20 protein-coding genes and 1 tRNA gene are annotated in these 26739 nt (G+C 32.0%); 19 read left to right on the top strand and 2 right to left on the bottom strand.

Features of this window, described 5'->3' with window-relative positions:
* Positions 1-100 precede the first annotated feature (100 nt).
* The 11 genes from ftsH (at position 101) to BLV79_RS04985 (ending at position 16274) form a co-directional block, all read left to right on the top strand.
* The gene (gene ftsH / locus BLV79_RS05035) at positions 101-2392 is read left to right on the top strand and encodes an ATP-dependent zinc metalloprotease FtsH (RefSeq protein ID WP_083354455.1); all 2292 of its coding nucleotides are present in this window, start codon (positions 101-103) and stop codon (positions 2390-2392) included.
* Between the two features lie 52 nt (positions 2393-2444).
* Positions 2445-4316: an excinuclease ABC subunit UvrC gene (gene uvrC / locus BLV79_RS05030; protein WP_074716743.1), complete on the top strand. Its 1872-nt coding sequence runs from the start codon at positions 2445-2447 to the stop codon at positions 4314-4316.
* Between the two features lie 128 nt (positions 4317-4444).
* Positions 4445-5386: an HPr(Ser) kinase/phosphatase gene (hprK, locus tag BLV79_RS05025; RefSeq protein ID WP_074716741.1), complete on the top strand. Its 942-nt coding sequence runs from the start codon at positions 4445-4447 to the stop codon at positions 5384-5386.
* 54 nt (positions 5387-5440) lie between these two features.
* A complete protein-coding gene (locus BLV79_RS05020) occupies positions 5441-6844 on the top strand; it encodes an aminopeptidase (RefSeq protein WP_074716739.1) in 1404 nt (467 codons plus the stop codon).
* A 36-nt stretch (positions 6845-6880) separates the two neighbouring features.
* Positions 6881-7798, top strand: coding sequence for a UDP-N-acetylmuramate dehydrogenase (gene murB, locus BLV79_RS05015; protein ID WP_242871432.1), 918 nt, complete (start codon positions 6881-6883; stop codon positions 7796-7798).
* 1 nt (position 7799) lies between these two features.
* Positions 7800-8669 carry an RNase adapter RapZ gene (gene rapZ / locus BLV79_RS05010; RefSeq protein ID WP_074716737.1) on the top strand — a complete coding sequence of 290 codons (870 nt, stop codon included), beginning with the start codon at positions 7800-7802 and terminating at the stop codon, positions 8667-8669.
* Between the two features lie 5 nt (positions 8670-8674).
* Entirely contained in the window at positions 8675-9571 is an 897-nt protein-coding gene (whiA, locus tag BLV79_RS05005) for a DNA-binding protein WhiA (RefSeq protein WP_074716735.1), read from the top strand.
* Positions 9572-9603: 32 nt separating this feature from the next.
* The gene (locus tag BLV79_RS05000; protein ID WP_074716733.1) at positions 9604-10584 is read left to right on the top strand and encodes a diacylglycerol/lipid kinase family protein; all 981 of its coding nucleotides are present in this window, start codon (positions 9604-9606) and stop codon (positions 10582-10584) included.
* A gap of 267 nt (positions 10585-10851) precedes the next feature.
* Positions 10852-11721 (top strand): class II fructose-1,6-bisphosphate aldolase, encoded by an 870-nt coding sequence (gene fba / locus BLV79_RS04995; RefSeq protein WP_074716731.1) that lies wholly within the window; start codon positions 10852-10854, stop codon positions 11719-11721.
* A gap of 560 nt (positions 11722-12281) precedes the next feature.
* Positions 12282-14405, top strand: coding sequence for a glutamine synthetase III family protein (locus BLV79_RS04990; RefSeq protein ID WP_074716729.1), 2124 nt, complete (start codon positions 12282-12284; stop codon positions 14403-14405).
* Positions 14406-14540: 135 nt separating this feature from the next.
* Positions 14541-16274: an ammonium transporter gene (locus tag BLV79_RS04985; protein ID WP_074716727.1), complete on the top strand. Its 1734-nt coding sequence runs from the start codon at positions 14541-14543 to the stop codon at positions 16272-16274.
* A gap of 311 nt (positions 16275-16585) precedes the next feature.
* Here the strand turns inward: BLV79_RS04985 and BLV79_RS04980 are convergent, their stop codons facing one another.
* The gene (locus BLV79_RS04980) at positions 16586-19177 is read right to left on the bottom strand and encodes a transglycosylase domain-containing protein (RefSeq protein ID WP_074716725.1); all 2592 of its coding nucleotides are present in this window, start codon (positions 19175-19177) and stop codon (positions 16586-16588) included.
* A gap of 282 nt (positions 19178-19459) precedes the next feature.
* On the opposite strand from BLV79_RS04980, the gene BLV79_RS04975 reads away from it, so the two are divergent.
* The 5 genes from BLV79_RS04975 (at position 19460) to BLV79_RS04955 (ending at position 22643) form a co-directional block, all read left to right on the top strand.
* Positions 19460-20098 carry a YigZ family protein gene (locus BLV79_RS04975; RefSeq protein ID WP_074716723.1) on the top strand — a complete coding sequence of 213 codons (639 nt, stop codon included), beginning with the start codon at positions 19460-19462 and terminating at the stop codon, positions 20096-20098.
* 153 nt (positions 20099-20251) lie between these two features.
* Positions 20252-20323, top strand: a tRNA-Gln gene (locus BLV79_RS04970).
* Between the two features lie 69 nt (positions 20324-20392).
* Positions 20393-21100 (top strand): acyl-[acyl-carrier-protein] thioesterase, encoded by a 708-nt coding sequence (locus BLV79_RS04965; RefSeq protein ID WP_074716721.1) that lies wholly within the window; start codon positions 20393-20395, stop codon positions 21098-21100.
* Between the two features lie 90 nt (positions 21101-21190).
* A complete protein-coding gene (locus BLV79_RS04960) occupies positions 21191-22024 on the top strand; it encodes a CvfB family protein (protein WP_074716719.1) in 834 nt (277 codons plus the stop codon).
* Between the two features lie 238 nt (positions 22025-22262).
* Positions 22263-22643, top strand: coding sequence for a RidA family protein (locus BLV79_RS04955; RefSeq protein ID WP_074716717.1), 381 nt, complete (start codon positions 22263-22265; stop codon positions 22641-22643).
* A 158-nt stretch (positions 22644-22801) separates the two neighbouring features.
* Here BLV79_RS04955 and BLV79_RS04950 read toward each other — a convergent pair whose 3' ends face one another.
* Positions 22802-23011: a YjfB family protein gene (locus tag BLV79_RS04950; protein WP_074716715.1), complete on the bottom strand. Its 210-nt coding sequence runs from the start codon at positions 23009-23011 to the stop codon at positions 22802-22804.
* Between the two features lie 821 nt (positions 23012-23832).
* On the opposite strand from BLV79_RS04950, the gene BLV79_RS04945 reads away from it, so the two are divergent.
* From BLV79_RS04945 to BLV79_RS04935, 3 genes are all read left to right on the top strand, one after another.
* Complete coding sequence (locus tag BLV79_RS04945; RefSeq protein WP_074716713.1) at positions 23833-24525, top strand: WecB/TagA/CpsF family glycosyltransferase; 693 nt, start codon at positions 23833-23835, stop codon at positions 24523-24525.
* Positions 24525-25421, top strand: coding sequence for a YitT family protein (locus BLV79_RS04940; RefSeq protein WP_074716711.1), 897 nt, complete (start codon positions 24525-24527; stop codon positions 25419-25421). Before BLV79_RS04945 ends, BLV79_RS04940 begins: the two co-directional genes overlap by 1 nt.
* A gap of 191 nt (positions 25422-25612) precedes the next feature.
* A complete protein-coding gene (locus tag BLV79_RS04935; protein WP_074716709.1) occupies positions 25613-26701 on the top strand; it encodes a PucR family transcriptional regulator in 1089 nt (362 codons plus the stop codon).
* Positions 26702-26739: the final 38 nt, after the last annotated feature.

The raw sequence follows: 26739 nt of genomic DNA, 5'->3' as shown, positions 1-26739 counted from the left end.
TTGTTAGTTGCTTTTATATAAAATTTAAAATATAATAAGTATTGAATTGTAACATAAAAAAGTTGTCTTAACTTATAGATGGCGTGGAGGACATAAGTAAATGAGTAAATTTCAACAAAATAATTATAATGACTATAATATGAATAATAATAATGGAAATAGAAATAGCAATAATAATAATAACAAAAATAAGAATAATAAAAACAATAAAAATAACGGCGTTTTTGTTATGACACTTATTTTTGTTGCGCTTGTTGTATTATTTGCAGTTTCATTATTTAGTAAAAGTTTTAGTCAGATGAGTTCAAAAGAGACATCATATGATCAGTTTTTGACACATCTGAAAAAAGGTGAGATTAGAGAAGTTAAAGTAGGTAGTTACGAGATTGATTACAAGCTTGTTAAAAATAAAGGCGAAAAATATGAGATAACATATTACACAGGTAGAATTAGTGATCTTAAATTGGTGGATCGTTTAAAGGATGCCAAGACAAAGGATAAAAAGCCGGTTAAATTTAATGCGGTAATTCCAGATAATACTTCTACAGTTATTCTAAATGTTTTATCATTGATTATGCCAATAGCAATTCTTGTATTATTATTTTTAATGTTTGCACGTCATATGGATGGTGGAAGCATGGGAATTGGAAAAAACAAGGCAAAAGTTTATGTTGAAAAGAGTACAGGTGTAACATTTAAAGATGTTGCAGGACAAGATGAAGCAAAGGAATCACTACAAGAAGTTGTTGATTTTTTACACAATCCAGCAAAATATCGTGAGATTGGTGCTAAGCTACCTAAAGGCGCATTGTTAGTAGGACCTCCAGGAACAGGTAAAACATTGCTTGCTAAAGCAGTAGCAGGTGAAGCTAATGTTCCATTTTTCTCAATTGCAGGTTCTGATTTCGTAGAGATGTTCGTTGGTGTTGGTGCTTCAAGAGTTAGAGAATTGTTTAAGGAAGCTCAAAGACTTGCACCTTGTATTGTATTTATTGATGAGATTGATGCGATTGGTAAAAGTAGAGATAGTAAATATGGTGGAGGAAACGATGAAAGAGAACAAACTCTTAACCAGTTACTAGCAGAAATGGATGGCTTTGATCAATCCAAAGGAGTTCTTATTTTAGCTGCAACAAATAGACCAGAAGTGTTAGATAAAGCATTACTTAGACCGGGTCGTTTTGATAGACGAATTATTGTAGATCATCCAGATTTAAAAGGTCGTTTAGAAACCTTAAAAGTACATTCAAAGAACGTAAATATGGATGATACTGTAGACTTAGATGCTTTAGCTTTAGCCACAGCGGGGCTTGTTGGTTCAGAGCTTGCTAACTTAATTAATGAGGCTGCAATTAATGCAGTTAAAAACGGAAGAAAAGCAGTTAATCAGGAAGATTTATTTGAAGCGTTTGAAATAGTAGCAGTTGGTGGTAAAGAAAAGAAAGATAGAGCGATGAGTGACAAAGAAAGAAAGACTGTTGCTTATCACGAGGTTGGCCATGCACTTGTAACAGCCTTAACTAAAAACTCTGAGCCGGTTCAAAAGATTACAATTGTTCCAAGAACAATGGGAGCATTAGGTTATACTTTACAGACTCCAGAAGAAGAAAAATTCTTAAGAACAAAAGATGAATTGTTAGCAAAGATTACCACATACATGGGTGGTCGTGCAGCAGAAATGCTTAAATTTAATGTCGCAACAAGTGGTGCATCAAATGATATTGAAGAAGCATCAAAGATTGCAAGAGCAATGGTTACTATGTATGGTATGTCGGATAGATTTGGTATGATGTGTCTTGCAACAATCGAAAATCAATATTTAAGTAATAGCGCAGGACTTATTTGCGGAGAAGAAACAGCGAGTCTAGTAGATAAAGAAGTGTATGGCATTATTAATAATGCGTACGAAGAAGCATATAATATGCTTAAAGAAAATGAAGAAATATTAGATGCTATCTCTCAATACTTATATGAAAAAGAAACTATTACAGGTAAAGAATTTATGCATATGTTTAGAAAGATGAAAGGTTTACCAGAACCTAAAGAAGAGTCAAAAGTGCATAAATTACAATCAGGCAATAAGATAGATTTAACTAAAGATGTCGAAGATTTTCAGCAGGATTCAACAAATCAGGTTGTGTCAAATAATGGAGAATCTGGACAGAATTTATCAGAAGTTAATAATGATGCTATGAATCCATATGCAAGAGGATTATCATACGAACAAATGATTAAAAATCAATCAGAACAGGGCATTGATCAGCAGCAGTCTAATCAGTCACAGAGTTCTGATGATATAATTCAAAATTTATTGTCAAGTGATGGTAGAGAATTAATGGATAATATCAATAACGATGAATCAGATGACAATGAATCAGATGACAATGAATAATACGGATAAAAATATAACTTGTAAACGAGTGTAAAAAGATAAGGTGAAGATTATGTTCGATATACAAGAAGAATTAAAAAAACTCCCGGGGACACCGGGAGTTTATATTATGCATGATAAAGATGATGTTATAATATACATTGGTAAAGCAAAAAACTTAAGAAATAGAGTAAGACAATATTTTCAGCCAAGTCATGACGAAGGTATTAAGAAACGTCAAATGGTGAAGCATATTATGAGATTTGAATATATTATTACTGACTCGGAATTAGAGGCATTAGTTTTAGAATGTAATCTCATTAAAGAACATGCTCCTAAATATAACACAATGTTAAGAGATGATAAGACTTATCCTTACATTAAAGTTACAGTGGCGGAAGATTTTCCGAGAGTTCTTTTTGCTAGAAGACTAAAAAAAGATAAATCCAAATATTTTGGACCGTACAGTAGTTCGCAAGCTGTAAAAGATACGATAGATCTTATTAATAAAATTTATAAAATTAGAACATGTAACAGAAATTTACCAAAAGATATCGGAAAAGATAGAGCATGTTTAAATTATCATATCCATCAGTGTGATGCACCATGTCAAGGTTATATTTCATCAGAAGAATATAAGAAAAGAATTCAGGATATACTTGTTTTTTTAAACGGTGATTATGAGAAAGTAACAGATCAACTGACAGAAAAAATGATGCAAGCATCTGAAGATATGGAGTTTGAAAAGGCAATTGAATATAGAGAATTATTAAAAAGTGTTAATCAGATTGCTCAAAAACAAAAAATAACGAATACAGATGGAGAAGATAAAGATGTGATTGCGGTTTCGTCTGATGGACAAGATGCAGTTGTTCAGGTTTTTTTTATTCGTTCTGGAAAGCTTATAGGACGAGATCACTTCAACGTAAGGGTAGGAACAGAAGAAAAAAAATCTGATATTTTATATGATTTTGTTAAACAGTTTTATTCGGGTACACCATTTATTCCAAAAGAAATCATGTTACAAGAAGATATAGAAGATAAAGAAATAATTGAAGAATTTTTATCAAATAAGAGAGGCAATAAAGTTACTATAAAGATTCCACAAAAAGGAATGAAGGAAAGACTTGTTGAGCTTGCCTATAAAAATGCAAGATTGATTCTTACTCAGGATAAAGAAAAAATCAAAAGAGAAGAAGGAAGAACAATAGGTGCCGTTAAGGAAATTGAAAAGTTAATTGGGTTGTCGAATATTGATAGAATAGAAGCATTTGATATATCGAATATAAATGGTTTTCAAACGGTTGGTTCAATGATTGTATATGAAAAAGGCAAACCTAAACGAAGTGATTACAGGAAATTTAAGATTAAAACTGTCAGCGGTCCAGATGACTATGCTTCAATGTATGAGGTTTTGACAAGACGATTTAAGCATGGAAAAAAAGAGCAGCAGATGATAGAAGAAGATTTATTAGACAAAGAAGTAGGAAGTTTTAATAGATTTCCTGATGTCATAATGATGGACGGCGGAAAAGGCCAGGTTAACATATGTAATCAGGTTTTAGAAGAATTAAAGCTTAGTATTCCTGTTTGTGGAATGGTTAAAGATGATAATCACAGAACAAGAGGATTGTACTACAACAATACTGAAATTCCAATAGATAGACACAGTGAAGGGTTTAAGTTAATTACGAGAATCCAAGATGAAGCGCATAGGTTTGCTATTGAATATCATAGGAGTTTACGTTCGAAAACTCAAATTAAATCAGTATTAGATGATATTGACGGAATAGGATCTACTCGCCGAAAAGCTTTGATGAAGAGATACCAATCAATAGATAAAATAAAAGAGGCTTCTATTGATGATTTGATGTTGACTGATTCAATGAATCTTATTGCAGCACAAAATGTATATTATTTTTTCCATAAAGATGTACAAGATTAATTAAAACTAAATTGAATAACATCAATTGCTGTGATAAAATGAAATTGAATAGTTAGCTGTGTGAGGATGGGAAAACGAGCAATGCGAGTTTTTGATTCATAAACAGATAAAAAACAAGGAGGTATCCTATGAGTGGTATTGGAAAAGTAGAAGGTGTAAGTGTTGATAAGATTATCACTATTTTAGGACTAAAAAATTATACTGAAGAATTAGATACAAAGCAGAGATTTATTACGACAGCGGATGTCAATAGACCTGCTTTACAGTTAAGTGGTTATTTAGAACACTTTGAACAGTCAAGAACTCAAATTATTGGAAATGTAGAATATGCATTCATTCAACAGATGTCAGATGAAGAGAAAAAAGCTCGATACAATGAGTTCCTTAAATTTGATATCCCTTGTGTTATTTTCGCAAGAGATTTAGAACCTGATGAGATTTTCTTAGAGGTTGCTAAAGAAAACCAGGTATCAGTTCTAGGAACAAGTTGTTCAACATCAGCTTTTATGGCTGAACTTATACATACTTTAGGCGAACAATTAGCACCATGTATTACTATTCATGGTGTATTAGTTGATGTATATGGAGAGGGACTTTTGATTACTGGTGAAAGCGGAATTGGTAAAAGTGAAGCTGCACTTGAATTAATTAGAAGAGGCCATAGATTGGTAACCGATGATGTTGTTGAAATAAGAAAAGTAGATGATCACACATTAATTGGAACATCACCTGATATTACAAGATATTTTATTGAATTACGTGGAATAGGAATTATTGATGTTAAGGCCCTTTATGGTGTTGAATGTGTAAAAGAAAAACAGCAAATTGATTTGGTTATCAAATTAGAGGATTGGCAAAAAGATGCAGAATATGACAGACTTGGTTTAGAGGAAGAGTATATTGAATATCTTGGAAACAAAGTTGTTTGCCATTCATTACCAATTAGACCAGGACGTAATCTCGCTGTAATTTGTGAGACTGCTGCAGTAAACCATAGACAAAAGAAAATGGGGTATAATGCAGCAAAAGAATTGTACAGAAGAGTACAAGAAAATATTAATAAACGCTAGTTTAATATGTTTTAAATATTTGTATGCTAGTTTTGAAAGATAGGAGATTATAAAATGGAAAAGAAAAATGCATGGTTGAAATATACTGCTGAAGAAGATAAGAAGAAAGTATTTGATTTTGCAGAAGGATACAAAAAATTTATCAGTGATTGCAAAACAGAAAGAGAATGTGCAAAGGAATTTTATGAAAAGGCATTAGCTGATGGATATAAAGATTTAGAAGACGTAATCGCTACTAATACTACTTTGAAAGCTGGAGATAAAATCATTGCAAACAATATGGGCAAAGAAATTGCTATGTTTATTCTAGGAAAAGAAGATATTGAAAAAGGAATGAACATTTTAGGTGCTCATATCGATTCACCAAGAATGGATTTAAAACAAGTTCCATTATATGAAGATACAGAGATGGCACTTTTAGATACACATTACTATGGTGGAATTAAAAAATATCAATGGGTTACATTGCCACTTGCATTACACGGTGTAATTGCTAAAAAAGATGGTACAGTTGTAACAGTTAATATTGGTGAAAAACCTGATGATCCAGTATTTGGAGTTAGCGATTTGTTAATTCACTTATCAGGTGATCAGTTAGAAAAAAAAGGTGCTAAAGTAGTTGAAGGTGAAAATCTTGATGTGTTAATCGGAAGCATTCCAAAAGAGCAAAAAGATGATTCAGATGATAAAATAAAAGATAGAGTTAAAGCAAATATTTTAGATATTTTATCAAAAGAATATGGCGTTGATGAGGACGATTTCTTATCAGCAGAGATTGAAGTGGTTCCAGCAGGAGCAGCAAGAGATTATGGATTTGACAGAAGTATGATTATGGGATACGGACACGATGATAGAGTTTGTGCTTATCCATCATTTAAAGCTATGTTAGAGATGAAAGAAGTACCACAAAAAACAAGTGTATGTCTACTTGTAGATAAAGAAGAAATCGGAAGTGTTGGTGCATCAGGTATGACATCAAGATTTTTTGAAAATTGTGTAGCAGAGGTTATGAATTTAACAGGAAAATACACAGAACTTTCGCTTAGAAGAGCTTTAAGAAATTCAAAGGTATTATCTTCAGATGTTTCAGCTGCATTTGACCCTATGTATCCATCTGTAATGGAAAAGAAAAACTGTGCATACTTTGGAAAAGGTTTAGTTTTCAATAAATATACAGGTGCAAGAGGAAAGAGCGGTTCTAATGATGCAAACGCAGAGTATATTGCAGAGCTTAGAAACATTATGGATAAAAACGAAGTTTCATTCCAAACATCAGAACTTGGTAAAGTAGATCAAGGTGGCGGTGGAACAATCGCTTATATTCTTGCTAAATATGGTATGAATGTAATTGATAGTGGAGTTGCAGTTTTAAATATGCATGCGCCATGGGAAATTATCAGCAAAGTAGACTTATATGAAGCACTAAGAGGTTATATAGCATTTTTGATTGAGGCATAATTATTAAATCTTTAATGAATGAGAGAAATAATATATATGAGTAACAAAATGGAACAAATAATTAATGAAATAAAAAAATATATACCAGAAGAAGAAATAGCGCTAAATGAGCCAATGAAAAAACACACAACATTTAGAGTGGGTGGAGATGCAGAGATTTTTGTATCTCCATCTGCAAAAGAAGTTAAAAAAATAATTGAAGTGTGTAATGAATTAGAAGTACCATATCATGTAGTTGGTAATGGTAGTAATCTTTTAGTTTCAGATCAGGGCTTAAATGGAGTTGTTATTTCTGTTAGAAAAAATGCGGAATATATTAAGTTAAACGGTGATGTTATTATTGCTGGTGCGGGTTCATCACTTGCAAAAGTTGCTAATTTTGCAGCAAAAGAAGGATTGGGAGGTCTAGAATTTGCTGCTGGAATTCCAGGTACAATCGGGGGAGCGATTGTAATGAACGCTGGAGCATTTGGGGGAGAGATAAAAGACGTTCTTGTAAGTGCAAAAGTTTGTACTAAAGAAGGTAAGATTTTAGAAATAGAAGCACAAGATTTAGAATTATCATATAGACATAGTTGTGTTTTAGAAAAAGAATATATTGTTTTAGAGGCTACTTTTAAATTAAAAGAAGCTGATAAGGAAGAAATATTTGCAGCTATGGATGATTACAAGAGGAGAAGGATCTCATCACAGCCATTAAATTTTCCTAGTGCAGGTAGCACATTTAAAAGACCAAAAGACAATTTTGCTGGAAAGTTAATTGAAGATTCAGGTCTTAAAGGATATAAAATAGGAGGAGCGCAGGTTTCGGAGAAACATTGTGGTTTTGTTGTTAATTCAAATGCAGCAACAGCAACAGATGTTTATGAACTTATAAATTATGTTATAAGTGTCGTTAAAACTAAATATGATGTAACCTTAGAACCAGAAGTAAAAATGATGGGAGAGTTCTAATATGAAGGTTTTAATTGTAACAGGAATGTCAGGAGCAGGAAAAACAACTGCTATGAAGATGTTAGAGGACATGGGATACTATTGTATTGATAACCTACCGATTCAATTAATTGATAAAATAGTTGATTTATCTAATGAGACTGCAGAAATGCAAAAAGTTGCATTGGGAATTGACGTTAGAAGTGGGAATTTAGTGAATATTTCGGAAATTGTCAATAAATTAAAAGCAATGGATATTCAGATAGATATTCTATTTTTAGATGCAGAGGATGAAGTGTTGATTAAACGTTTTAAAGAAACAAGAAGAAATCATCCTCTTGCACTTGGAGAAAGAATAGATAAGGGAATTCAACGCGAGAGAAAGAGTCTTGAATTTTTGAAGAAACATTCATCTTGTATAATTGATACAAGCCATTTGTTGACAAGAGAATTAAAGAGTGAAATTGAAAAAATATATAGTAATGAATATGATTATAAAAATATGTTTGTTACTATATTGTCATTTGGCTTTAAATATGGAATTCCAACGGACTCTGATTTAGTTATAGATGTAAGATTTTTACCAAATCCATATTATATAGATGATTTGCGTCCAAAAACAGGAAATGATAAAGAAATCCAAGATTATGTCATGCAATTTAGAGAATCAACAGAATTTTTGGATAAATTAGAGGATATGGTTAGATTTTTACTTCCAAAATACATAAGTGAAGGTAAGAATCAGCTTGTTATATCAATAGGTTGTACAGGAGGCAAACATCGTTCTGTTACACTAGCGAATGAACTTTATAATCGATTACAAGGCCAAAATGATTTTGGCTTAAAGATAGAACATAGAGACATAGGAAAGGATTCTTTAAGAGGCAAGTAAGAAATATGTCGTTTTCGAAGAAAGTTAAAATAGAATTAAGAAATAGAATAAACAAGGAAAGCAAGTATGATATAGCCGAGCTTGTTGGAATAATATCTAGCATTGGAGAAATTGAAGGAGATTATAAAAATCTTGTGTTAGATACAGATAATCCTCTTGTTTATGAGCAATTTGCTTTATTAATAAAAAACAATTTTCCAGTTGATGTTACGAAGAAAATCGGTAAGGAAAACTGTAAAAAATTATTAAAAGAAATGGGCTATAAAGTTACAAATGATCCGATAGATTTTGCAACAGATGATTATGACGAAAAATTGTTTGAGCAAGATGAAATGAAAAAAGCGTTTCTTAGAGGTGTATTTCTTGCTATTGGTTCAATATCCGATCCACATAAATCATATCACTTAGAAATGGTATGTTGTAACAATAAAAAAGCATTAAGAATTCAAAAAATGATGATTTTTTTCAATCTTGATGCAAAGATTGTTTTAAGGAAAAATCATTATGTGGTATATCTTAAAGAAGGCTCACAGATTTGTGATTTTTTAAGTGTTATAGGTGCATTTCAAGCAATGCTTGAACTTGAAAATGTCAGGATTCTAAAGGATATGAGAAACACTGTTAATCGAAAGGTTAATTGTGAAACAGCAAACATAGGTAAAACAGTAAACGCAGCTTTAAGACAAATAGAAGATATTGAATTAATTAAAGAGAAGAATGAATTGATTAATTTACCGGATCAATTGAAAGAAATTGCAATCCTAAGATTGGAAAATCCGGATTCTTCATTAAAGGATTTAGGAACATTATTAGATCCACCAGTTGGAAAATCAGGAGTCAATCATAGACTTAGAAAAATTTCTTTAATAGCAGAAGAACTTAGAAATAAAAATGCTGGGTAATATGCTTTTAAAGAGTAAAGAGGTAATCAAAGATGATAAAAGAAAAGTGTTTATTAATATTTAATCCATTTTCAGGAAAAGGATTAATAAAAAACTATTTGGTTGATATAGTTGATATAATTGTTAAATCTGGTTATGAAGTTACAATTTATCCAACACAATCAAGTGGAGATGCTGTTCAAAAAATAATTAATGAAGGTGAAAAATTTGACAGAATTATTTGTAGTGGTGGAGATGGAACATTAGATGAAGTAATAACAGGTTTATTAGAAGCAGATTTAGATATTCCTGTAGGTTATATTCCAGCTGGAAGTACAAATGATTTTGCTAATTCACTCGGTATTTCCAAAAACATGGTAGAGGCAGCACATACAGCAGCTAATGGAACATTATTTCCATGTGACATGGGATATTTTAATGGAGATACATTTGTTTATGTTGCTGCATTTGGAATTTTTACAGAAGTATCGTATAAAACACCACAACAACTTAAAAACATTATTGGTCATTTAGCCTATATACTAGAAGGTGTTAAACATTTAAGTGACATTAAATCATATAAGATGAAAATTGAATATGATGGAAAAGTTATAGAAGATAAATTTATCTATGGAATGATTTCAAATTCTGTATCTGTAGGTGGATTTAAAGGAATGACAGGTAAAGATGTTAAACTTGATGATGGTGTATTTGAGGCGACATTTATTAAAACACCAAAGAATCCTGTTGAATTAAGTGAAATCTTAACTTGTCTTACAAACTTAAGAGATGATACAGATTATATTTATTCATTTAAAACAGATGAATTAAAGATAACATGTGATGAAAAAGTTGCATGGACAACAGATGGTGAGTTTGGTGGAAAATATAAAGAATTAACAGTAAAGAATTTACATAAAGCTGTTTCATTAGTTGTAGATGCAGCAGAGATTGCTGAAATAACAGCATTTCCATCTGAAGTTTTTGAAGATCCATTTGAAAAGTATTCAATGGAAGAAATGGAAAAACTATAAAAGCATAAAAATAAAAAAAACATAAAAAGTCATAAAAAAACTATTAAAAATTATAAAAAAAGTATTGGATAATTAGAAGATACTTATATAAAATCATCAAAATTGAAAAAAAAATAAAATTGTTAAGTAATTAACTTTATTTTTTCTATGAAATATACTATAATGAAACTGTTAGCGAATAAAACAGTTAATACAATCGCTATCTATAATACGTTTGCGCAAATGTGTTATAGTTAATAGTATTTTATTTCATAGGAGGAAAATAACATGTTAGTATCCGCAAAAGAAATGCTTGATAAAGCAAAAGCAGGCCACTATGCAGTAGGTCAATTCAACATCAATAACTTAGAGTGGACAAAATCTATCTTACTTACAGCTGAGGAATTACAGTCTCCAGTTATCTTAGGTGTATCAGAAGGTGCTGGTAAATATATGACAGGTTTCGAAACAGTTGCAGCTATGGTTAAAGCTATGGACAAAGAATTAGGAATTACAGTTCCTGTAGCTCTTCACTTAGATCATGGTACATATGAAGGATGTTACAAATGCGTTAAAGCTGGTTTCACTTCAATCATGTTCGATGGTTCACACTATCCAATCGAAGAGAACGTTGCTAAAACAACAGAATTAGTTAAAGTTGCTCATGCAATGGGAATGTCTATCGAAGCTGAAGTAGGTTCAATTGGTGGAGAAGAAGACGGTGTAGTTGGTGCAGGTGAGTGTGCTGATCCTAACGAATGTAAAGCAGTAGCTGATCTTGGTGTAGATATGCTTGCAGCTGGTATTGGTAACATCCACGGAAAATACCCAGCAAACTGGCAGGGTCTTTCATTCGATACACTTGATGCTATTCAGCAGCAGACAGGTACAATGCCATTAGTTCTTCACGGTGGTACAGGTATCCCAGCTGATATGATTAAAAAAGCTATTTCTTTAGGTGTTGCTAAAATCAATGTAAATACAGAATGTCAGCTTGCATTCCAGGAAGCTACACGTAAATACATCGAAGAAGGCAAAGACTTAGAAGGAAAAGGATTCGATCCACGTAAATTATTAGCTCCAGGTGCTCAGGCTATCAGAGATATGGTTAAAGAGAAAATGGAATTATTCGGATCAGTTGGAAAAGCTAACGCTTAATTTGTGTTTTCTTTAATAGATCAATTTATAATTTATAGTGTTTTAATCATAATGAAGAGTTATGATTAACATAAAAGAGCTTGTGACGTCGCATATGATGTGTGATGCCTAAGCTCTTTTTTGTTTATAGGGTTAGCATTTTAGCGTTTGTTGTTGTAGATACTTCTAGAAAATATAAAACAGTTTATGGCAGTAGCAATAGAACAAATACATATATTGATATTGTGATATTTATCTTGACTCTAAAAACAGTAATTAGTGGTTAATTTGTATAAAAATTAAAAAATTAGTTGTAACTTATCGGTTAAATTTAATAAAATAAAAAAAAAATAAAAAAAGTTATTGATTTTTTGAAACAGATAAGGTATTCTAACTACAGTTGATTTGAGAGAACAAGGGCGTTCCAACATGGTTGGAGTGCCCATTTTTTTATTTAAGGGATATATAAGCTGTCCTTATTGAATAAATTAATGTTGATTGTAATCAATTTAAAAAATCAAATTGATAAAAAATCACACTTGAGGGAATAAGTTGTGTGATGTTTAGAAAGGATGTATATTATGTTAGAAACAGAGTATTTCAATGTAGCAGACGTTTTCGGTGAAGACGTATTTAATGATTCAGTGATGCAAGAACGTCTTCCAAAAAAGGTTTACAAAAAACTTCATGAAGTAATGGATGAGGGAAGAGAGTTAGATTTAGAAACAGCTGATGTTGTTGCTCATGAAATGAAAGAATGGGCTATCGAAAGAGGAGCAACTCACTATACTCATTGGTTCCAACCATTAACTGGTGTAACAGCTGAGAAACACGATTCATTTATTACAGCTCCAATGGAGAACGGTAAAGTTCTTATGAGTTTTTCAGGAAAAGAATTAATTAAAGGTGAGCCAGATGCCTCTTCATTCCCATCAGGTGGATTAAGAGCTACATTTGAAGCTAGAGGATATACAGCTTGGGATTGTACATCACCAGCATTCGTAAGACATGATGCAGCAGGTGCAACACTTTGCATTCCTACAGCATTCTGCTCATATACAGGAGAAGCATTAGATCAGAAGACACCATTACTTAGATCTATGGAAGCAATAAATGAGCAGTCTTTAAGATTATTAAAATTATTTGGAAATACAACATCTAAGAAAGTTTGTCCTTCAGTAGGACCAGAACAAGAGTATTTCATCGTTGATCGTGAAAAATACTTACAGAGAAAAGATTTAATCTTCACAGGAAGAACACTTTTCGGTGCTATGCCTCCTAAGGGACAAGAAATGGATGATCACTATTTCGGTGCTATCAGAGAAAGAATTGCAGCATACATGCGTGATGTAAATAAAGAGTTATGGAAATTAGGTGTATCTGCAAAAACACAGCATAACGAAGTTGCTCCAGCGCAGCACGAATTAGCTCCAATTTATGGAAAATGTAATATCGCAGTTGATAACAACCAGTTAACAATGGAAACATTAAAGAAGGTTGCTAGCAGACATGGTTTACAGTGCTTATTACATGAAAAACCATTCGACGGAGTAAATGGTTCAGGTAAACATAATAACTGGTCAATTACAACAGATGACGGAATCAATTTATTAGAGCCAGGTGCTACACCACATGAAAATATTCAGTTCTTACTTGTACTTACATGTATCTTAAGAGCAGTTGATGAGCATGCTGATTTACTTAGAGCTTCTGCAGCAGATGTAGGAAATGATCACAGACTTGGAGCTAACGAAGCACCACCAGCTATTCTTTCTATTTACCTTGGAGATCAGTTACAAGACGTTATTAATCAGTTAGTAAGCACAGGTGAAGCTACACGAAGCTTAGAAGGACAGAGATTACATACTGGTGTTAAGACATTACCAGACTTCATGAAAGATGCTACAGATAGAAATAGAACATCTCCATTCGCTTTCACAGGTAATAAATTCGAATTTAGAATGGTAGGTTCACAGGATTCTGTTGCACAGGCTAACATTGTATTAAATACAATCGTTGCAGAAGCATTCTCAGACGTTTGTGATGAATTAGAAAAAGCTGATAACTTTGATTTAGCTGTTCATGATATCATCAAAAAACAGGCTACAGAACATCAGAGAATCGTATTTAACGGTGATGGATACTCAGATGAATGGGTTGAAGAAGCTGAAAGACGTGGACTTCCAAACATTAAATCAATGGTTGGTGCTATTCCAGCATACATTAAAGAAAACAATGTAAAAGCTTTCGAAAAATTCAAAGTATTTACAAGAGCAGAATTAGAGTCTCGTGTTGAAATTGAATATGAAAAATATTCTAAGACAATCAACATCGAAGCAAAAGCTATGATTGATATTGCTTCAAAACAGATTATTCCAGCTGTAATTCAGTATACTACAGCTCTTGCAACATCAATTAATTCAGTAAAATCTGCAGTAGCAGGTGCTGATGTATCTACTCAGAGCGGAATTTTAACAAATATTTCTGAATTATTAACAGAAGTACATACTCAGTTAGCAAACTTAAAAGATGTTGTAGAAAAAGCTTCAGCAATTGATTGCTGCCAGAAACAAGCTGAATTCTACAGAGATGAAGTTAAGACTACAATGGATAAATTAAGAAAACCAGTTGATGAACTTGAAATGTTAGTTGGTAAAGAATACTGGCCAATGCCATCATACGGCGACTTGATTTTTGAAGTTTAGTATATAGACAAATTAACAAAATTTAATAAAGATATAATTATTGTATTGAAAAATAGTGCGATATATTTTTGATTTCACGAAGCTGTGAACTTAAGGATATATCGCCTTTTTTTATAAATTAAGGAGGATGTTATTATGACAAAAGAAATTGTATCTGGTTTAGTTAATAAGGAGGCGTTTGCGGTTTGGTTCCTATGTGGCGCTGCTTTAGTATTTTGGATGCAAGCAGGATTTGCAATGGTAGAAACTGGTTTTACTAGAGCTAAGAACAGTGGTAATATTATTATGAAAAACCTTATGGATTTTTGTATTGGTACTGTTGTATTTATTATAATCGGTTTTTCACTTTTATTAGGTGAGGATTATATGGGATTTATTGGACGTCCAGGTTTCGATATTTTCTCAAAATATAGCACATTTTCTTTCTCAAATTTCGTATTTAACTTAGTTTTCTGTGCAACAACAGCAACTATTGTTTCAGGAGCGATGGCTGAAAGAACAAAATTCTCATCATATTGTATATATTCAGCTTTGATTTCAGCTATTGTTTATCCAATTGAAGCACATTGGATTTGGGGCGGTGGCTGGTTATCTAAATTAGGTTTCCACGATTTCGCAGGTTCATGTGCAATTCACATGGTAGGTGGAATTTCAGCATTAATCGGTGCAGCTATGTTAGGAGCTAGAATTGGTAAATTTGAAAAAGATAAAAATGGTAAAGTTGTAAAAGTAAATGCATTTCCAGGACATAACTTACCATTAGGTGCTTTAGGTGTATTCATCTTATGGTTTGGATGGTATGGATTTAATGGTGCAGCTGCAACAACAGTTGAACAGCTTGGTTCAATTTTCTTGACAACAACAGTAGCACCAGCAGTAGCAACAGTAGTTTGTATGTTATTCACATGGTTTAGATATGGTAAACCAGATGTTTCAATGAGTTTAAATGCTTCATTAGCAGGTTTAGTAGCAATTACAGCAGGTTGTGATGTTACAGATTGTTTAGGAGCAATTGTAATTGGTGCAGTAGCCGGAGTTTTAGTAGTATTTGGTGTTTGGCTATTAGATTATGTTTTACATGTAGATGATCCAGTAGGTGCTGTAGCAGTACACATGATGAATGGTATTTGGGGAACAATAGCAGTTGGTTTATTCGCAACAAAGAGTGCACCAGGTAATGAAAGTTTAGTAGGCCTTTTTTATGGAGGAGGATTCCACTGCTTAGGAAACCAGTTATTAGGTGTTTTATCTGTAGGTACATGGACAGCTATAACAATTACAGGAGTATATGTTTTAATTAAGAAAACAGTAGGCCTAAGAGTTAGTGAAGCAGAGGAAATTGAAGGATTAGATTCAAGAGAACATGGTCTTGCATCTGCTTATTCAGGATTCGCTTTAATGGATATTTCAAACACATTAACAATGGACGTAAACGAAAACACAGATCTTGGTGCAACTATAGCTGAAAACAACAATGTTGTTGTTGGGGAAGAAAATATTGCAACAAATGGAACAGGAATGTACAAAGTTGTTATTATTTCAAAACTATCTAGATATGACAAGATTAAACGTGCAATGAACAACTTAGGTGTAACAGGTATGACAGTAACTCAGGTAATGGGTTGTGGTGTTCAAAAAGGTGCAGGAGAAAAATATAGAGGTGTTGAAACTGATGCAACATTATTACCTAAAGTAAAAATTGAGATTATTGTAAGTAAAATCCCTGTTAGAAAAGTTATTCAGGTTGCTAAAGAAACATTATATACAGGTAACATTGGCGATGGTAAGATTTTTGTATATAACGTAGATAAAGTAGTTAAAATTAGAACTGGCGAAGAAGACGTACAAGCTTTAGCAGACGTAGAGTAATAAACTTATACAACACAAATAAATACAACTTAACTAATAATAATATAGAATCTTCATAAATACATAACATAATTATTCACGAAAAAATAGATAAAAGCATATATGAACAAAACGTAAATGCGAAAAAATTATAAAAGCATAACAAAAAACATAACAAAAACATAAAACATAAATGCAAAAGACATATAAAAAAAAGATTGAGATTTGAATTTAATTAATTCATTTCTCAATCTTTTTTGTTATACAAACGTTATATAAATTGTTTTAAAGAATTAAAACACTACGCCATATGTTCGTACATAACCCAAAATTTATGGGAAATTACTTTTATTTGATGGTTGTTGTTGAGCCGCAGGTTGAGCAGGCTGTGGTTGCGCCGGTTGTTGAGACTGAACTGGAGCACCACTGTGTGGGCACTTTTTGCTTGGGGGAGCATAAGCTGCCTCAGGAGAATTAGGTGCCGCACCAATAATTCTAATTGATGTAAACGTTTGATTAACTGGACATTTACTTCCTGCTTCCATACCGGTTGCCATACATATACGAACACCGACATGATGATTACATGTAGTTGTTGGAACTGTGTCCTTATCGAAAAATTCGGTATATACCATGTTTCCGCGTTGGTCGTGGTCACAAATATTTTCGATAGGTAAAAGACCAGATTTTTTACAAACATTGACTTGTACAATTCCATCAGGTTGTGTAAAATCTTTTCTTTCTAAACCTTCATTAGAACGTCTCATGACTTCACGCCATATATTTTTTGTATAGACGGTCTGATCGCCGGACTGAACTGAGTTGTCATCATTTCCACCCCAGATAACACATGTATAATATGGGGTAAAACCAGCAAATAAACTGTCTCTGTTAGAAGAAGTTGTTCCAGATTTACCAGCTTGTGGCATTAATTCATTTCCAAAATAAGCTACTTTTCCGGTTCCGTCAGTCATAACGTCTTGCATCGCACTTGTTAAAAGCCATGCAGTAGTAGATTTAAGAACTCTTCGTCTTTCCTTTTTAGAAATATCTAAAAGGAGCTTGCCATTGTGATCATATACTTTAGAGTAAAAACTTGGTTTAATATACTCTCCATCATTGGCAATTGAGGCATAAGCTCCAGCCAATTCGTAGTTTTTTACACCATGGTCAAGTCCGCCTAAAGCAAGACTTAAATTCTTGTCAGTGTCTGATAATGTTGTAAATCCAAATTTTTTAGCATAATCGTAACCTGTATCAATACCAATTTGATTTAAAGTTTTTAAAGCAACTATATTTGTAGAATTTTTGATACCATCTCGTATTGTTGTGAAACCACCAAAACCTTTGTTCGCATTTTGAAAAGTTTTATTTCCAACAGTATATGGTGCATCATCTTGGACAGTTGCTAAAGTTAGACCCTTGGCATCGAGTGCAGGTGCATAGGCTGCAATGATTTTAAATGTTGAGCCAGGTTGTCTGGTTGTATCTGTAGCACGGTTCCAGGTTCGGTTACCATTTTTTTGACCACGTCCTCCAACAAGAGCTTTAACAGCCCCAGTATGTTGATCAATAATCGTAAGAGCAACTTGTGGTTGTAAGGTAATATTAATATTTTCAGAACCTTCAACAATCGTTCCACCTTGACTTATCATTTCTTGTTCATATTGAGAAATTGCTGATCTGCATGCATTCTCTGAATCAAAAACAATTGAGTAATTATCATTGTTTGTTTTTTTCTTATAATAACTTAGCATAGTTTGATTAGAATAATTTGAAGTCGATCCATCAGGATTTTTTACGCTAAAAGCTAAAAAGAATGAATACTTAGGTGCTGTAGGATAGTTAGCAACATTATTTGCTTCTTCATCAGCTATAGACTGTATTCGATTATCCTGAGTAGAATGAATCGTAAGTCCACCACGGAAAATAGCCTTGTTAGCTTCTTCCGAAGAATATCCTTTTTTCTCTATGAGGTCATTATACACATCATCTATCAATGCATCTACAAAATAAGAATTAATATTGCTATTGCTTGTATTTTGAGTAAACTCCGAAATACGTTCATAAACATTGTCGTCAAGAGCTGATTTATAATCTTGTTGATTAATATATCCTTGCTCAAGCATGTTCCTAAGAACTTTTTTACGACGTTTAGCATTATTCTCAGGATGAGTGATAGGATTATAAGCCACAGGATTTTGAGTGATCCCCGCGATAACACAACTTTCAGACAAAGAAAGTTCGGAAACATCTTTACCAAAGTATTTTTCAGAAGCGGCCTCTACACCAAGAGTGTTAGAACCTAAGTTTATGGAATTTAGATAGTTTTCTAGTATCCATTTTTTATCATGAACTTTCTGCTCTAACTTGATTGCGAGATATTGCTCTTGGAGTTTTCGCTTGAAACTGTCATAGAAAGTTTTTTCATCTGTCCAAGAAGTAAGTACATTGTTCTTGATAAGTTGTTGAGTTAAAGTACTTGCGCCTTGAGAAAAGTTTCTTTTTGAAGCAGCTATAAAAGTCGCTCGAAGAATTCCCTGGCAATCGACACCATTGTGCTTGTAAAATCTTGAATCTTCAATGGCAATGAATGCATGTTGAAGGTCTAGAGGTATTTTCTTTAGAGAAACATACTTTCTATTAGAACCAGATGAAACTAAAGTCGCTGTTTGCGTACCATCATCGGCTAAAACAGTAGTAGAATACCCGCTAGGCATAACATCTTTTTTGGAAATGTCTGGTGCAGAATCAAGAATACCTTGAACAACACCGATTCCAGCACAAATTCCGATTACTGCGAAAAACAGTAGCGCAAGAACAAAAAGTTTTAGAACAAAGATTTCCATCTTCATTCGTATTTTTGTTGGTTTGCTGTCTATAGTTTTAATACGCAGTTGTGTATACTTTTTGCCATAATTCATAGGTTGTCCTCCTTATAAGTTGTAAAATCAGGCATAAAACTATATTAAATTTTAAATTTTTAACAAAACAGATAGCATTGTAGTTGTAATATTTTTTAAAACACAATACACCTTATTATACATTATAACAAATTCAATTAATATAAGAAAGTGAAAAACTTTACAAACATTTATTAGTAAAGTATAATTTCAAAAGATAAAGTGAATTCTGAAAGAAAAAGTAAATTAAAAAAGATAAAGTATAACTAAAAGGATAAATAAAAATTATCGTGGGAGGTAAGAATGCAGATAGTTTATAAAGCAGGTGTTGGTGAAATCGTAGAAAAAAAGTCTAGATTCATTGCGACTGTACGTCCTGTTTCAACAGAAGAAGAAGCAGTAAAGTTTATTAATGAAATGAAAAAACAATATTGGGATGCACGTCACAATTGTTCAGCATTTGTAATTGGAGATAATAACGAGGTTACAAGATGTTCGGACGATGGAGAACCATCTCAGACAGCAGGAAGACCAATGTTAGATGTGCTTTTAAATGAAGATGTGCATAATGTGGCTGTTGTCGTAACGCGTTATTTTGGTGGAGTATTGCTAGGAACAGGCGGATTGGTTAGAGCTTATCAGAAGGCAGTAAAAGAAGGATTGAGTAATTCAACACTAATTACTAAGGCAAAGGGTGTATTGTATGAAATTACAACTGATTATAACGGGTTAGGAAAGTTACAGTATTACTTTGCTCAAAATGATATAAGCATAGTTAATTCAATTTATGAAGCTGATGTTAAATTAGAGATTATTATACCGATTGAAAAAGAAGATATCATTATTAAAGGCGTCACAGAGTGCACAAATGGAGCGGCTAAGCATTCTAAAGTTGAAGAGTTAGATTTTGCTGTTGTCGATAATGAATTGATTAGATTGTAAGTTTTCTTTTTTATAATAAAGAACAAACATAAAAAGGACTTAAAAAGTATTAAAAAAGAAAAGAATTAAAAAAATCAAAAAAGTTGTTGACATATATAAAAACCCGAGGTATAATATCATTGTTCGCGTGACAAGAGATTGTCACAGACATGATGCCCCATCGCCAAACGGTAAGGCAACGGACTCTGACTCCGTCATTTCAAGGTTCGAATCCTTGTGGGGCAGTTAGTTTTGAGCACTATGCGACTGAGCGTAGTGCTTTTTTTATACGTTTGTAAGTTTGGAGGAAAAATTATGTTTCAAATGAGGGAGACGGTACGTTACACAGAAGTTGATGCAGATAAGAATTTAACATGGTCTGCTCTTTTGGATTATTTTCAAAACTGTAGCATAAATCATTCAGAAGAATTAGGAATTGGGATAGACTTTTTAAAGAAAGAAAATTTAGGATGGGTTTTAGCATCTTGGCAGATTAAAGTTAATAAAATGCCAAAGTATATGGATGAGATAGTGATACAAACCTGGCCATATGATTTTAAAGCTTTTTATGGCTATCGAAACTTTTTGATAACAAATGATAAGGGAGAGCGTTTAGTAGAGGCAAATTCGATTTGGGTCCTATTAGATATAGTGGCAAGAAAACCAGTTATGGACAGGGTGGATATTCTTGAAAAATATGAATTAGAAGACAAACTTGACTATGGAGATAAAAAAAGAAAACTAAAAGTACCAACAAAATATGAAGAGAAAGCGCCAGTAGAGGTTTTGCCATTCTTTATTGATTCTAACGGACATATGAATAATGAAAAGTATGTTTTGGTTGGAGACGATTATATTCCTGAGAATTTTTGCGTTGGTGAGCTGAAAATAGAGTATAGAAAAGAAGCTATGTTGGAAGATTTTTTATATCCTAGAGTTACGTATAATGAAAACGAAATTGATGTTGTTTTTGCAGCAGAAGATGGAAATGTGTATGCTATTTTAAAATATTTAAAGGCATAGTATATTTACAATTGAAAAGCTTTGAGTCATATGACAATAATTGGCCGATAGATAATAAAGTTAATAAGTTTGCAATTTGGAGGTATAAAAATGAGATTAGGTGAATACCAGGAATTATATTATGTAAAAAAAGTAGACTTCGGAATTTATTTAGCAGAAGATATGGAAACAGAAACTCACATACTATTACCAGCTAAACAGGTTCCAGAGAATGTTAAAATTGGAGATAAAATTAATATCTTTTTATATAAAGATTCAAAAGATAGATTGATAGCAACAACTAATGAACCTAAACTTACTTTAGGAAAGTTTGCGGTGTTAGAAGTAAAAGAAGTGAACAAGATAGGAGCATTTTTGGATTGGGGCCTAGAAAAGGATTTATTTCTACCATATCATGAAATGCTTAGAAAAGTTGAAGAAGGCGATGAAATAATTGTAACTTTATACATTGATAAAAGTAATCGCTTATGTGCAAGTATGAAAGGAATTTATGAACTTTTAGAAAAAGATTCTCCATATAAAGTCGGAGATCGAGTGAGTGGTAGAGTTTATGAATTCAGCGATAATTTTGGTACATTTGTTGCTATAGATGATAAATATTCTGCCAAATTACCATCATTTGAGGTGCATGATTATCTCAGAATTGGCGATGTAATCGATGCTAGAGTAACTGGAATTAAGCCTGATGGAAAGATAGATATTACAATGAGAGAAAAGGCTCACATTCAAATTGATGAGGACGCGAAAAAGATTATGGAAATTATTGATTCTTATGCCGGAATCCTTCCTTTTTCTGAAAAAGCAAGTCCAGAAGTAATTAAACGTGAAACGGGATTAAGTAAAAATGCGTTTAAGAGAGCGGTAGGACGTTTGTATAAAGAAAAATTAGTTACAATTACAGATGGTAAAATTCGTAAAAATTAATTGATTTTATTATGTTATTGTAATATACTTTTTTTGTATTTAATATTACGAAGTGAGCAATTCTTATTATAAGATAAGTGAATTTGTTATTTAACATATCTTGGAATTGTCTTATATCATACAGTATGTCGCGTGTTATGCTGTACAATATGTCGTATATTATGTCGTATATTATTATGCTTTGTTATACATTATGTATGTGCGTAATATTGAAAAAATACAGAAAGAAGGATTTGTTATGAAAAAAGTAATAAAAACAGATAAGGCACCAGCAGCAATTGGACCATATTCACAAGCGATTGAAGTAAATGGGGTAGTTTATACATCAGGTATTATCCCAGTTGTACCATCAACAGGTGAAATTCCAGAGGGCTCAGTTGCACAGGCAAAACAGGCATTTGAAAATTTATCAAATTTATTAGATGCAGCAGGTTGCACTATGAATGATGTAGTTAAAACTACAGTTTTCATTAAAGAGATGAATGATTTCGCAAAGATTAATGAAGTCTATGCAACATTTTTTGAAGGTGATTTTCCATCTAGAAGCTGTGTTGAAGTTGCAAGACTTCCAAAAGATGTAATGCTTGAGATTGAGGCCATTGCTATTAAGAATGCATAATTAGATATTGTATCAAATTTTTGTATTGTAGAGTATTATTAAAATATGATGCTAAAAAGCATTATTAAAATCTAGTGTTAGAATTATAGTGAAAAAATATTTAAGGCGACTACATTATGTAGCCGCCTTTTTTGGACTGTTTACAATTAATAAACAAATTAAATGAATACATCAACGTTAGATCCAATATTTGGATTAACTGATAATTCCATCATGCGAATCATATCGGTTCCTTGTGTTTTTATTTGGTCAATCGAATTACTCAATAATTGGACATTGATTTCGTTCTTTATTTGACTGGCAGTATTAGTCATAGCGAAGTGTTCGACATCGTTCAAAGAATAGTTAACTTGAGTAATATCCATCATACAACCACCTCCTTAAAAATCAAAGAGTAAATTCACATAACAGTAGAATCGGATAAAATACTAATTATCTTCATGAAAAAAATTTATAAAAAGTAGCTATAAAAATTAAGTAAATATAGTAAAACTTGACAAAAAAGAAAATCGCGTGATAAAATTTTGTCAGAAGCTTAGAGTCATTGATAATAGTCAGATGACTTTTGCTATGCAAGGACTTAATTGTTGGATAATTTTGTGAAAAGTATGAAAATAATATTTCGAAAAAAATGACGAAATAAAGAGCTTTTTTGAAAAATAAAGCTGAAAAATGGAAACAAAATATTACAAAAATATTACATCGAAATAACAACATTTTACCCACAAAATCCAAAATGTATAAAAGGCAGCAAAATAAATATATTCACAGAGTTATCAACGTTATCCACAAAAATATAAGTTGAAAAAGTGGAAAACTATGAGAAAAGCCCCTAAAATACTCTATATATAATGTGTAAAGTTGATAAGTTGACGTTATTTATTAATGTTGCATAAAAAAATAAGTAGTCATTCAATTTAAAACATATAAAAGAATTGTTTGGAATTATGAAACAAAATAGAGGCGGTAGAGTTTATTAAGAATATATTTATAAAAAATTAAAAAATTATAATATTGTATGTGATTTTTAGACAAACAAAAATATGTATATTATAATAAATATATATACGTTTAGTTGGTTTTATTAAATCTATATTTAAGATAGAATATGTTTGATTTAAAAATATATTAGATGAAAATATATTTGAGATAAAAATATATTCAAAAATAAAAAGAGAAGTGAGAGAGTATGATAAAAAAAGTTGAAATTGCTGGGGTAATGCTTGACAATTACAATGTGCGTGAGATACTTTCTGAAATAGAAAAAGATATGGGATCCTCGCTTATGAAAACTATTGAAGAAGTTGATATGGCAATGATTCTAAACGCAGAAAAAGATGAGCATTACAAAGAAGTATTAGAAAATTTAAGCTTTTCAATAATGGCTGAAACAGGCATATTAAGCGCAATTGGAGAGAATTCGACACAAAGATATCATGAAATAGAAAACAATCTTTTTTTCGAGGAATTCTTTAAGAGAGTAGAAAGAAATAGAAAAAAAGTATTCATAATAGGTAAGAGTGTGGATAAAATAGAACAATTTAGGGGAGTTTTAGAACAGGAATTTCCAGAAATTATAATTGCAAATACTAGCGCTTTAGATGACTGCGTTGGTGCCTATGAGTCGGTTATAAATGACATAAATGCAGCGGGTGCAGATGTTGTTTTTTCAATAATACCAAGTCCAGAACAAGAAATGTTTCTTAAAGAATATCAAGGCCTTATAAATGCCGGTATGTGGTATGGAATTGGAGAAAACAAAAAAATCACACCGAATCATGGGATATGGAATAAAATAAAAAATATAGTTCGATTCAAACGCTTTCATAAGACATTGATAAGTTTAGAAGAATTAGATTTTGAAAAAGAGGTTATAAAGTAATGAAATTTAAGTATAAAGACATTGTAAAGGACTATTGTTTAATAGCAATAGGAACATGTCTTGTTGCAATGGCTTATGCATGGATCTATGATCCAATTCACTTAGTTGATGGTGGATTCACAGGACTTGCAATTGTAATAAAAGATGTTAGTAAAAAAATTATCAAAGGTGGAATTCCACTTTGGGTTACAAATATAGGTTTAAATGCTCCAGTTTTCATAGCTGCATATATAGTAATGGGAAAGAGGTTCATAGGAAGAACTTTTTTTGGAACGGTGATGTTGTCGTTTTGGCTAGGACTTTTACCAAGTGTCAATATTCCTAAAGGTGACTATGTAATAGCAGCTATTTTTGGTGGTTTATTAGCAGGGGCAGGGCTTGGATTGACATTTAAAAGTAAGGCAACTACAGGTGGAACGGATATGGTTGCTGCACTTATTCATAAAAAAATAAAACACTACTCGGTTGCTCAAATAATGCAATTTGTTGATTTTATAATTATTGGAATTGGATTGATGATTTTTGGATTAAGATCAACACTTTATGCTATTATAGCAATAACAATAGCTTCAAGAACGTCCGATACAATACTTGAAGGATTTAAGTTTTCGAAGGCAGCATATATTATTACAGATAAATATGATGAAATTGCAGAAACTTTGTTAGAAACGCTAGACAGAGGTGTGACTGGTTTAGAGGCACGAGGAATGTACACAGGCGATGAAAAATGTGTTCTTTATTGCGTAGTATCTAAGAAAGAAATTGTTAATTTAAAAGAGATTGTTGTTAGGATTGATCCAAAAGCATTTGTAATTGTTTCTGATGTTCGAGAAGTTCTAGGAGAGGGTTTTCAAGAATATACAAAAGAACATAAAGAAGTCAAAAATAACGCTTAAAATTATCTAAAAAATACATAAAAAATCATATCAACAACATAAAATGGTTAAAAATTGACAAGCGTAATGAAAAAAATAAGAGAAAATGAGTAAAAATTACACATTTGCTCTTTATTTTTTCGTTGATTTGCATTAAAATATAAACAGGATTTTATGCAAATCGTAAATCAATCGGAGAAGGAGTGTGTTATATGATATCCAATCAAATACTTCAAAATACGATAGACGGTCTAAAAGGAATTACTCGTACAGATCTATGCGTAATAGATGTAGAAGGAAAGGTTTTGGCAGCAACATTTCCAGATGCTGAACAATTTGTTGAGCCTGCACGTGCATTTGTAGGTTCTCCAGCAGATAGTCAGGTTGTTAATGGATGCCAGTTTTTTAAAGTTTTTGATGATCGTCAGTTAGAGTACATTTTACTTGCGTATGGCGATAATGAAGATGTTTACATGATAGGTAAAATTGCTGGATTCCAGATTCAGAATTTATTAATAGCATATAAAGAACGTTTTGATAAAGACAATTTTATTAAAAACTTATTGCTAGATAACTTATTACTAGTTGATATCTATAATAGGGCAAAAAAATTACATATTGAAACAGAAGTTAAAAGGGTAGTCTTTATTGTTGAAACAAAAAGAGATAAAGACGGTAACGAACTTGAAAAAATCAGAAGTCTTTTTGGTGGAAAGACAAAAGATTTTGTTACAGCAGTTGATGAAAAAAATATCATCATCGTCAAAGAACTTGCTGAAAATGAAACATATGAAGATTTAAACAGAACTGCTAATGTTATTATTGGAGTGATAAAATCAGACGATGTAAAAGAAGTTCATATTTCATATGGTACAGTTGTTAACGAAATTAAAGAAGTATCACGTTCTTATAAGGAAGCAAGGATGGCACTTGATGTCGGAAAAATTTTCTTTGAAGAAAAAGATGTAATAGGATTTTCACAATTAGGAATTGGACGATTAATTTATCAACTTCCTATTCCACTCTGTAAAATGTTTATAAAAGAGATTTTTGGAAATCGTTCACCTGATGATTTTGATGAAGAAGTATTGACTACAATAAATAAGTTTTTCGAGAATAGTTTAAATGTTTCTGAAACATCTAGACAGTTGTACATTCATAGAAATACATTGGTTTATCGTTTAGATAAATTACAAAAAAGCACAGGACTTGATTTAAGAGTTTTTGAAGATGCAATCACCTTTAAAATTGCGCTTATGGTAGTGAAATATATGAAGTATATGGAAGAACAAGATTATTAAACTTGATTTTTCTTCCTTTTTGTAATATCCTATGGTAA

Source organism: Lachnobacterium bovis DSM 14045 (genome assembly GCF_900107245.1).
Taxonomy (GTDB): Bacteria; Bacillota; Clostridia; order Lachnospirales; family Lachnospiraceae; genus Roseburia; species Roseburia bovis.
This window is presented reverse-complemented; position numbering and strand designations above follow the sequence as displayed.

What these genes read in the sequence shown, in the direction of transcription:
- BLV79_RS04950 (WP_074716715.1), bottom strand. Translation starts at nt 23,011, where the DNA reads ATGATGGATATTACTCAAGTTAACTATTCTTTGAACGATGTCGAACAC.
- rapZ (WP_074716737.1), top strand. Translation starts at nt 7,800, where the DNA reads ATGAAGGTTTTAATTGTAACAGGAATGTCAGGAGCAGGAAAAACAACT.
- BLV79_RS04960 (WP_074716719.1), top strand. Translation starts at nt 21,191, where the DNA reads ATGAGATTAGGTGAATACCAGGAATTATATTATGTAAAAAAAGTAGAC.
- BLV79_RS04980 (WP_074716725.1), bottom strand. Translation starts at nt 19,177, where the DNA reads ATGAATTATGGCAAAAAGTATACACAACTGCGTATTAAAACTATAGAC.
- ftsH (WP_083354455.1), top strand. Translation starts at nt 101, where the DNA reads ATGAGTAAATTTCAACAAAATAATTATAATGACTATAATATGAATAAT.
- BLV79_RS04975 (WP_074716723.1), top strand. Translation starts at nt 19,460, where the DNA reads ATGCAGATAGTTTATAAAGCAGGTGTTGGTGAAATCGTAGAAAAAAAG.
- BLV79_RS04990 (WP_074716729.1), top strand. Translation starts at nt 12,282, where the DNA reads ATGTTAGAAACAGAGTATTTCAATGTAGCAGACGTTTTCGGTGAAGAC.
- BLV79_RS04940 (WP_074716711.1), top strand. Translation starts at nt 24,525, where the DNA reads ATGAAATTTAAGTATAAAGACATTGTAAAGGACTATTGTTTAATAGCA.
- fba (WP_074716731.1), top strand. Translation starts at nt 10,852, where the DNA reads ATGTTAGTATCCGCAAAAGAAATGCTTGATAAAGCAAAAGCAGGCCAC.
- BLV79_RS05020 (WP_074716739.1), top strand. Translation starts at nt 5,441, where the DNA reads ATGGAAAAGAAAAATGCATGGTTGAAATATACTGCTGAAGAAGATAAG.
- BLV79_RS04935 (WP_074716709.1), top strand. Translation starts at nt 25,613, where the DNA reads ATGATATCCAATCAAATACTTCAAAATACGATAGACGGTCTAAAAGGA.
- BLV79_RS04965 (WP_074716721.1), top strand. Translation starts at nt 20,393, where the DNA reads ATGTTTCAAATGAGGGAGACGGTACGTTACACAGAAGTTGATGCAGAT.
- hprK (WP_074716741.1), top strand. Translation starts at nt 4,445, where the DNA reads ATGAGTGGTATTGGAAAAGTAGAAGGTGTAAGTGTTGATAAGATTATC.
- BLV79_RS04955 (WP_074716717.1), top strand. Translation starts at nt 22,263, where the DNA reads ATGAAAAAAGTAATAAAAACAGATAAGGCACCAGCAGCAATTGGACCA.
- BLV79_RS04945 (WP_074716713.1), top strand. Translation starts at nt 23,833, where the DNA reads ATGATAAAAAAAGTTGAAATTGCTGGGGTAATGCTTGACAATTACAAT.
- whiA (WP_074716735.1), top strand. Translation starts at nt 8,675, where the DNA reads ATGTCGTTTTCGAAGAAAGTTAAAATAGAATTAAGAAATAGAATAAAC.
- uvrC (WP_074716743.1), top strand. Translation starts at nt 2,445, where the DNA reads ATGTTCGATATACAAGAAGAATTAAAAAAACTCCCGGGGACACCGGGA.
- BLV79_RS05000 (WP_074716733.1), top strand. Translation starts at nt 9,604, where the DNA reads ATGATAAAAGAAAAGTGTTTATTAATATTTAATCCATTTTCAGGAAAA.
- BLV79_RS04985 (WP_074716727.1), top strand. Translation starts at nt 14,541, where the DNA reads ATGACAAAAGAAATTGTATCTGGTTTAGTTAATAAGGAGGCGTTTGCG.
- murB (WP_242871432.1), top strand. Translation starts at nt 6,881, where the DNA reads ATGAGTAACAAAATGGAACAAATAATTAATGAAATAAAAAAATATATA.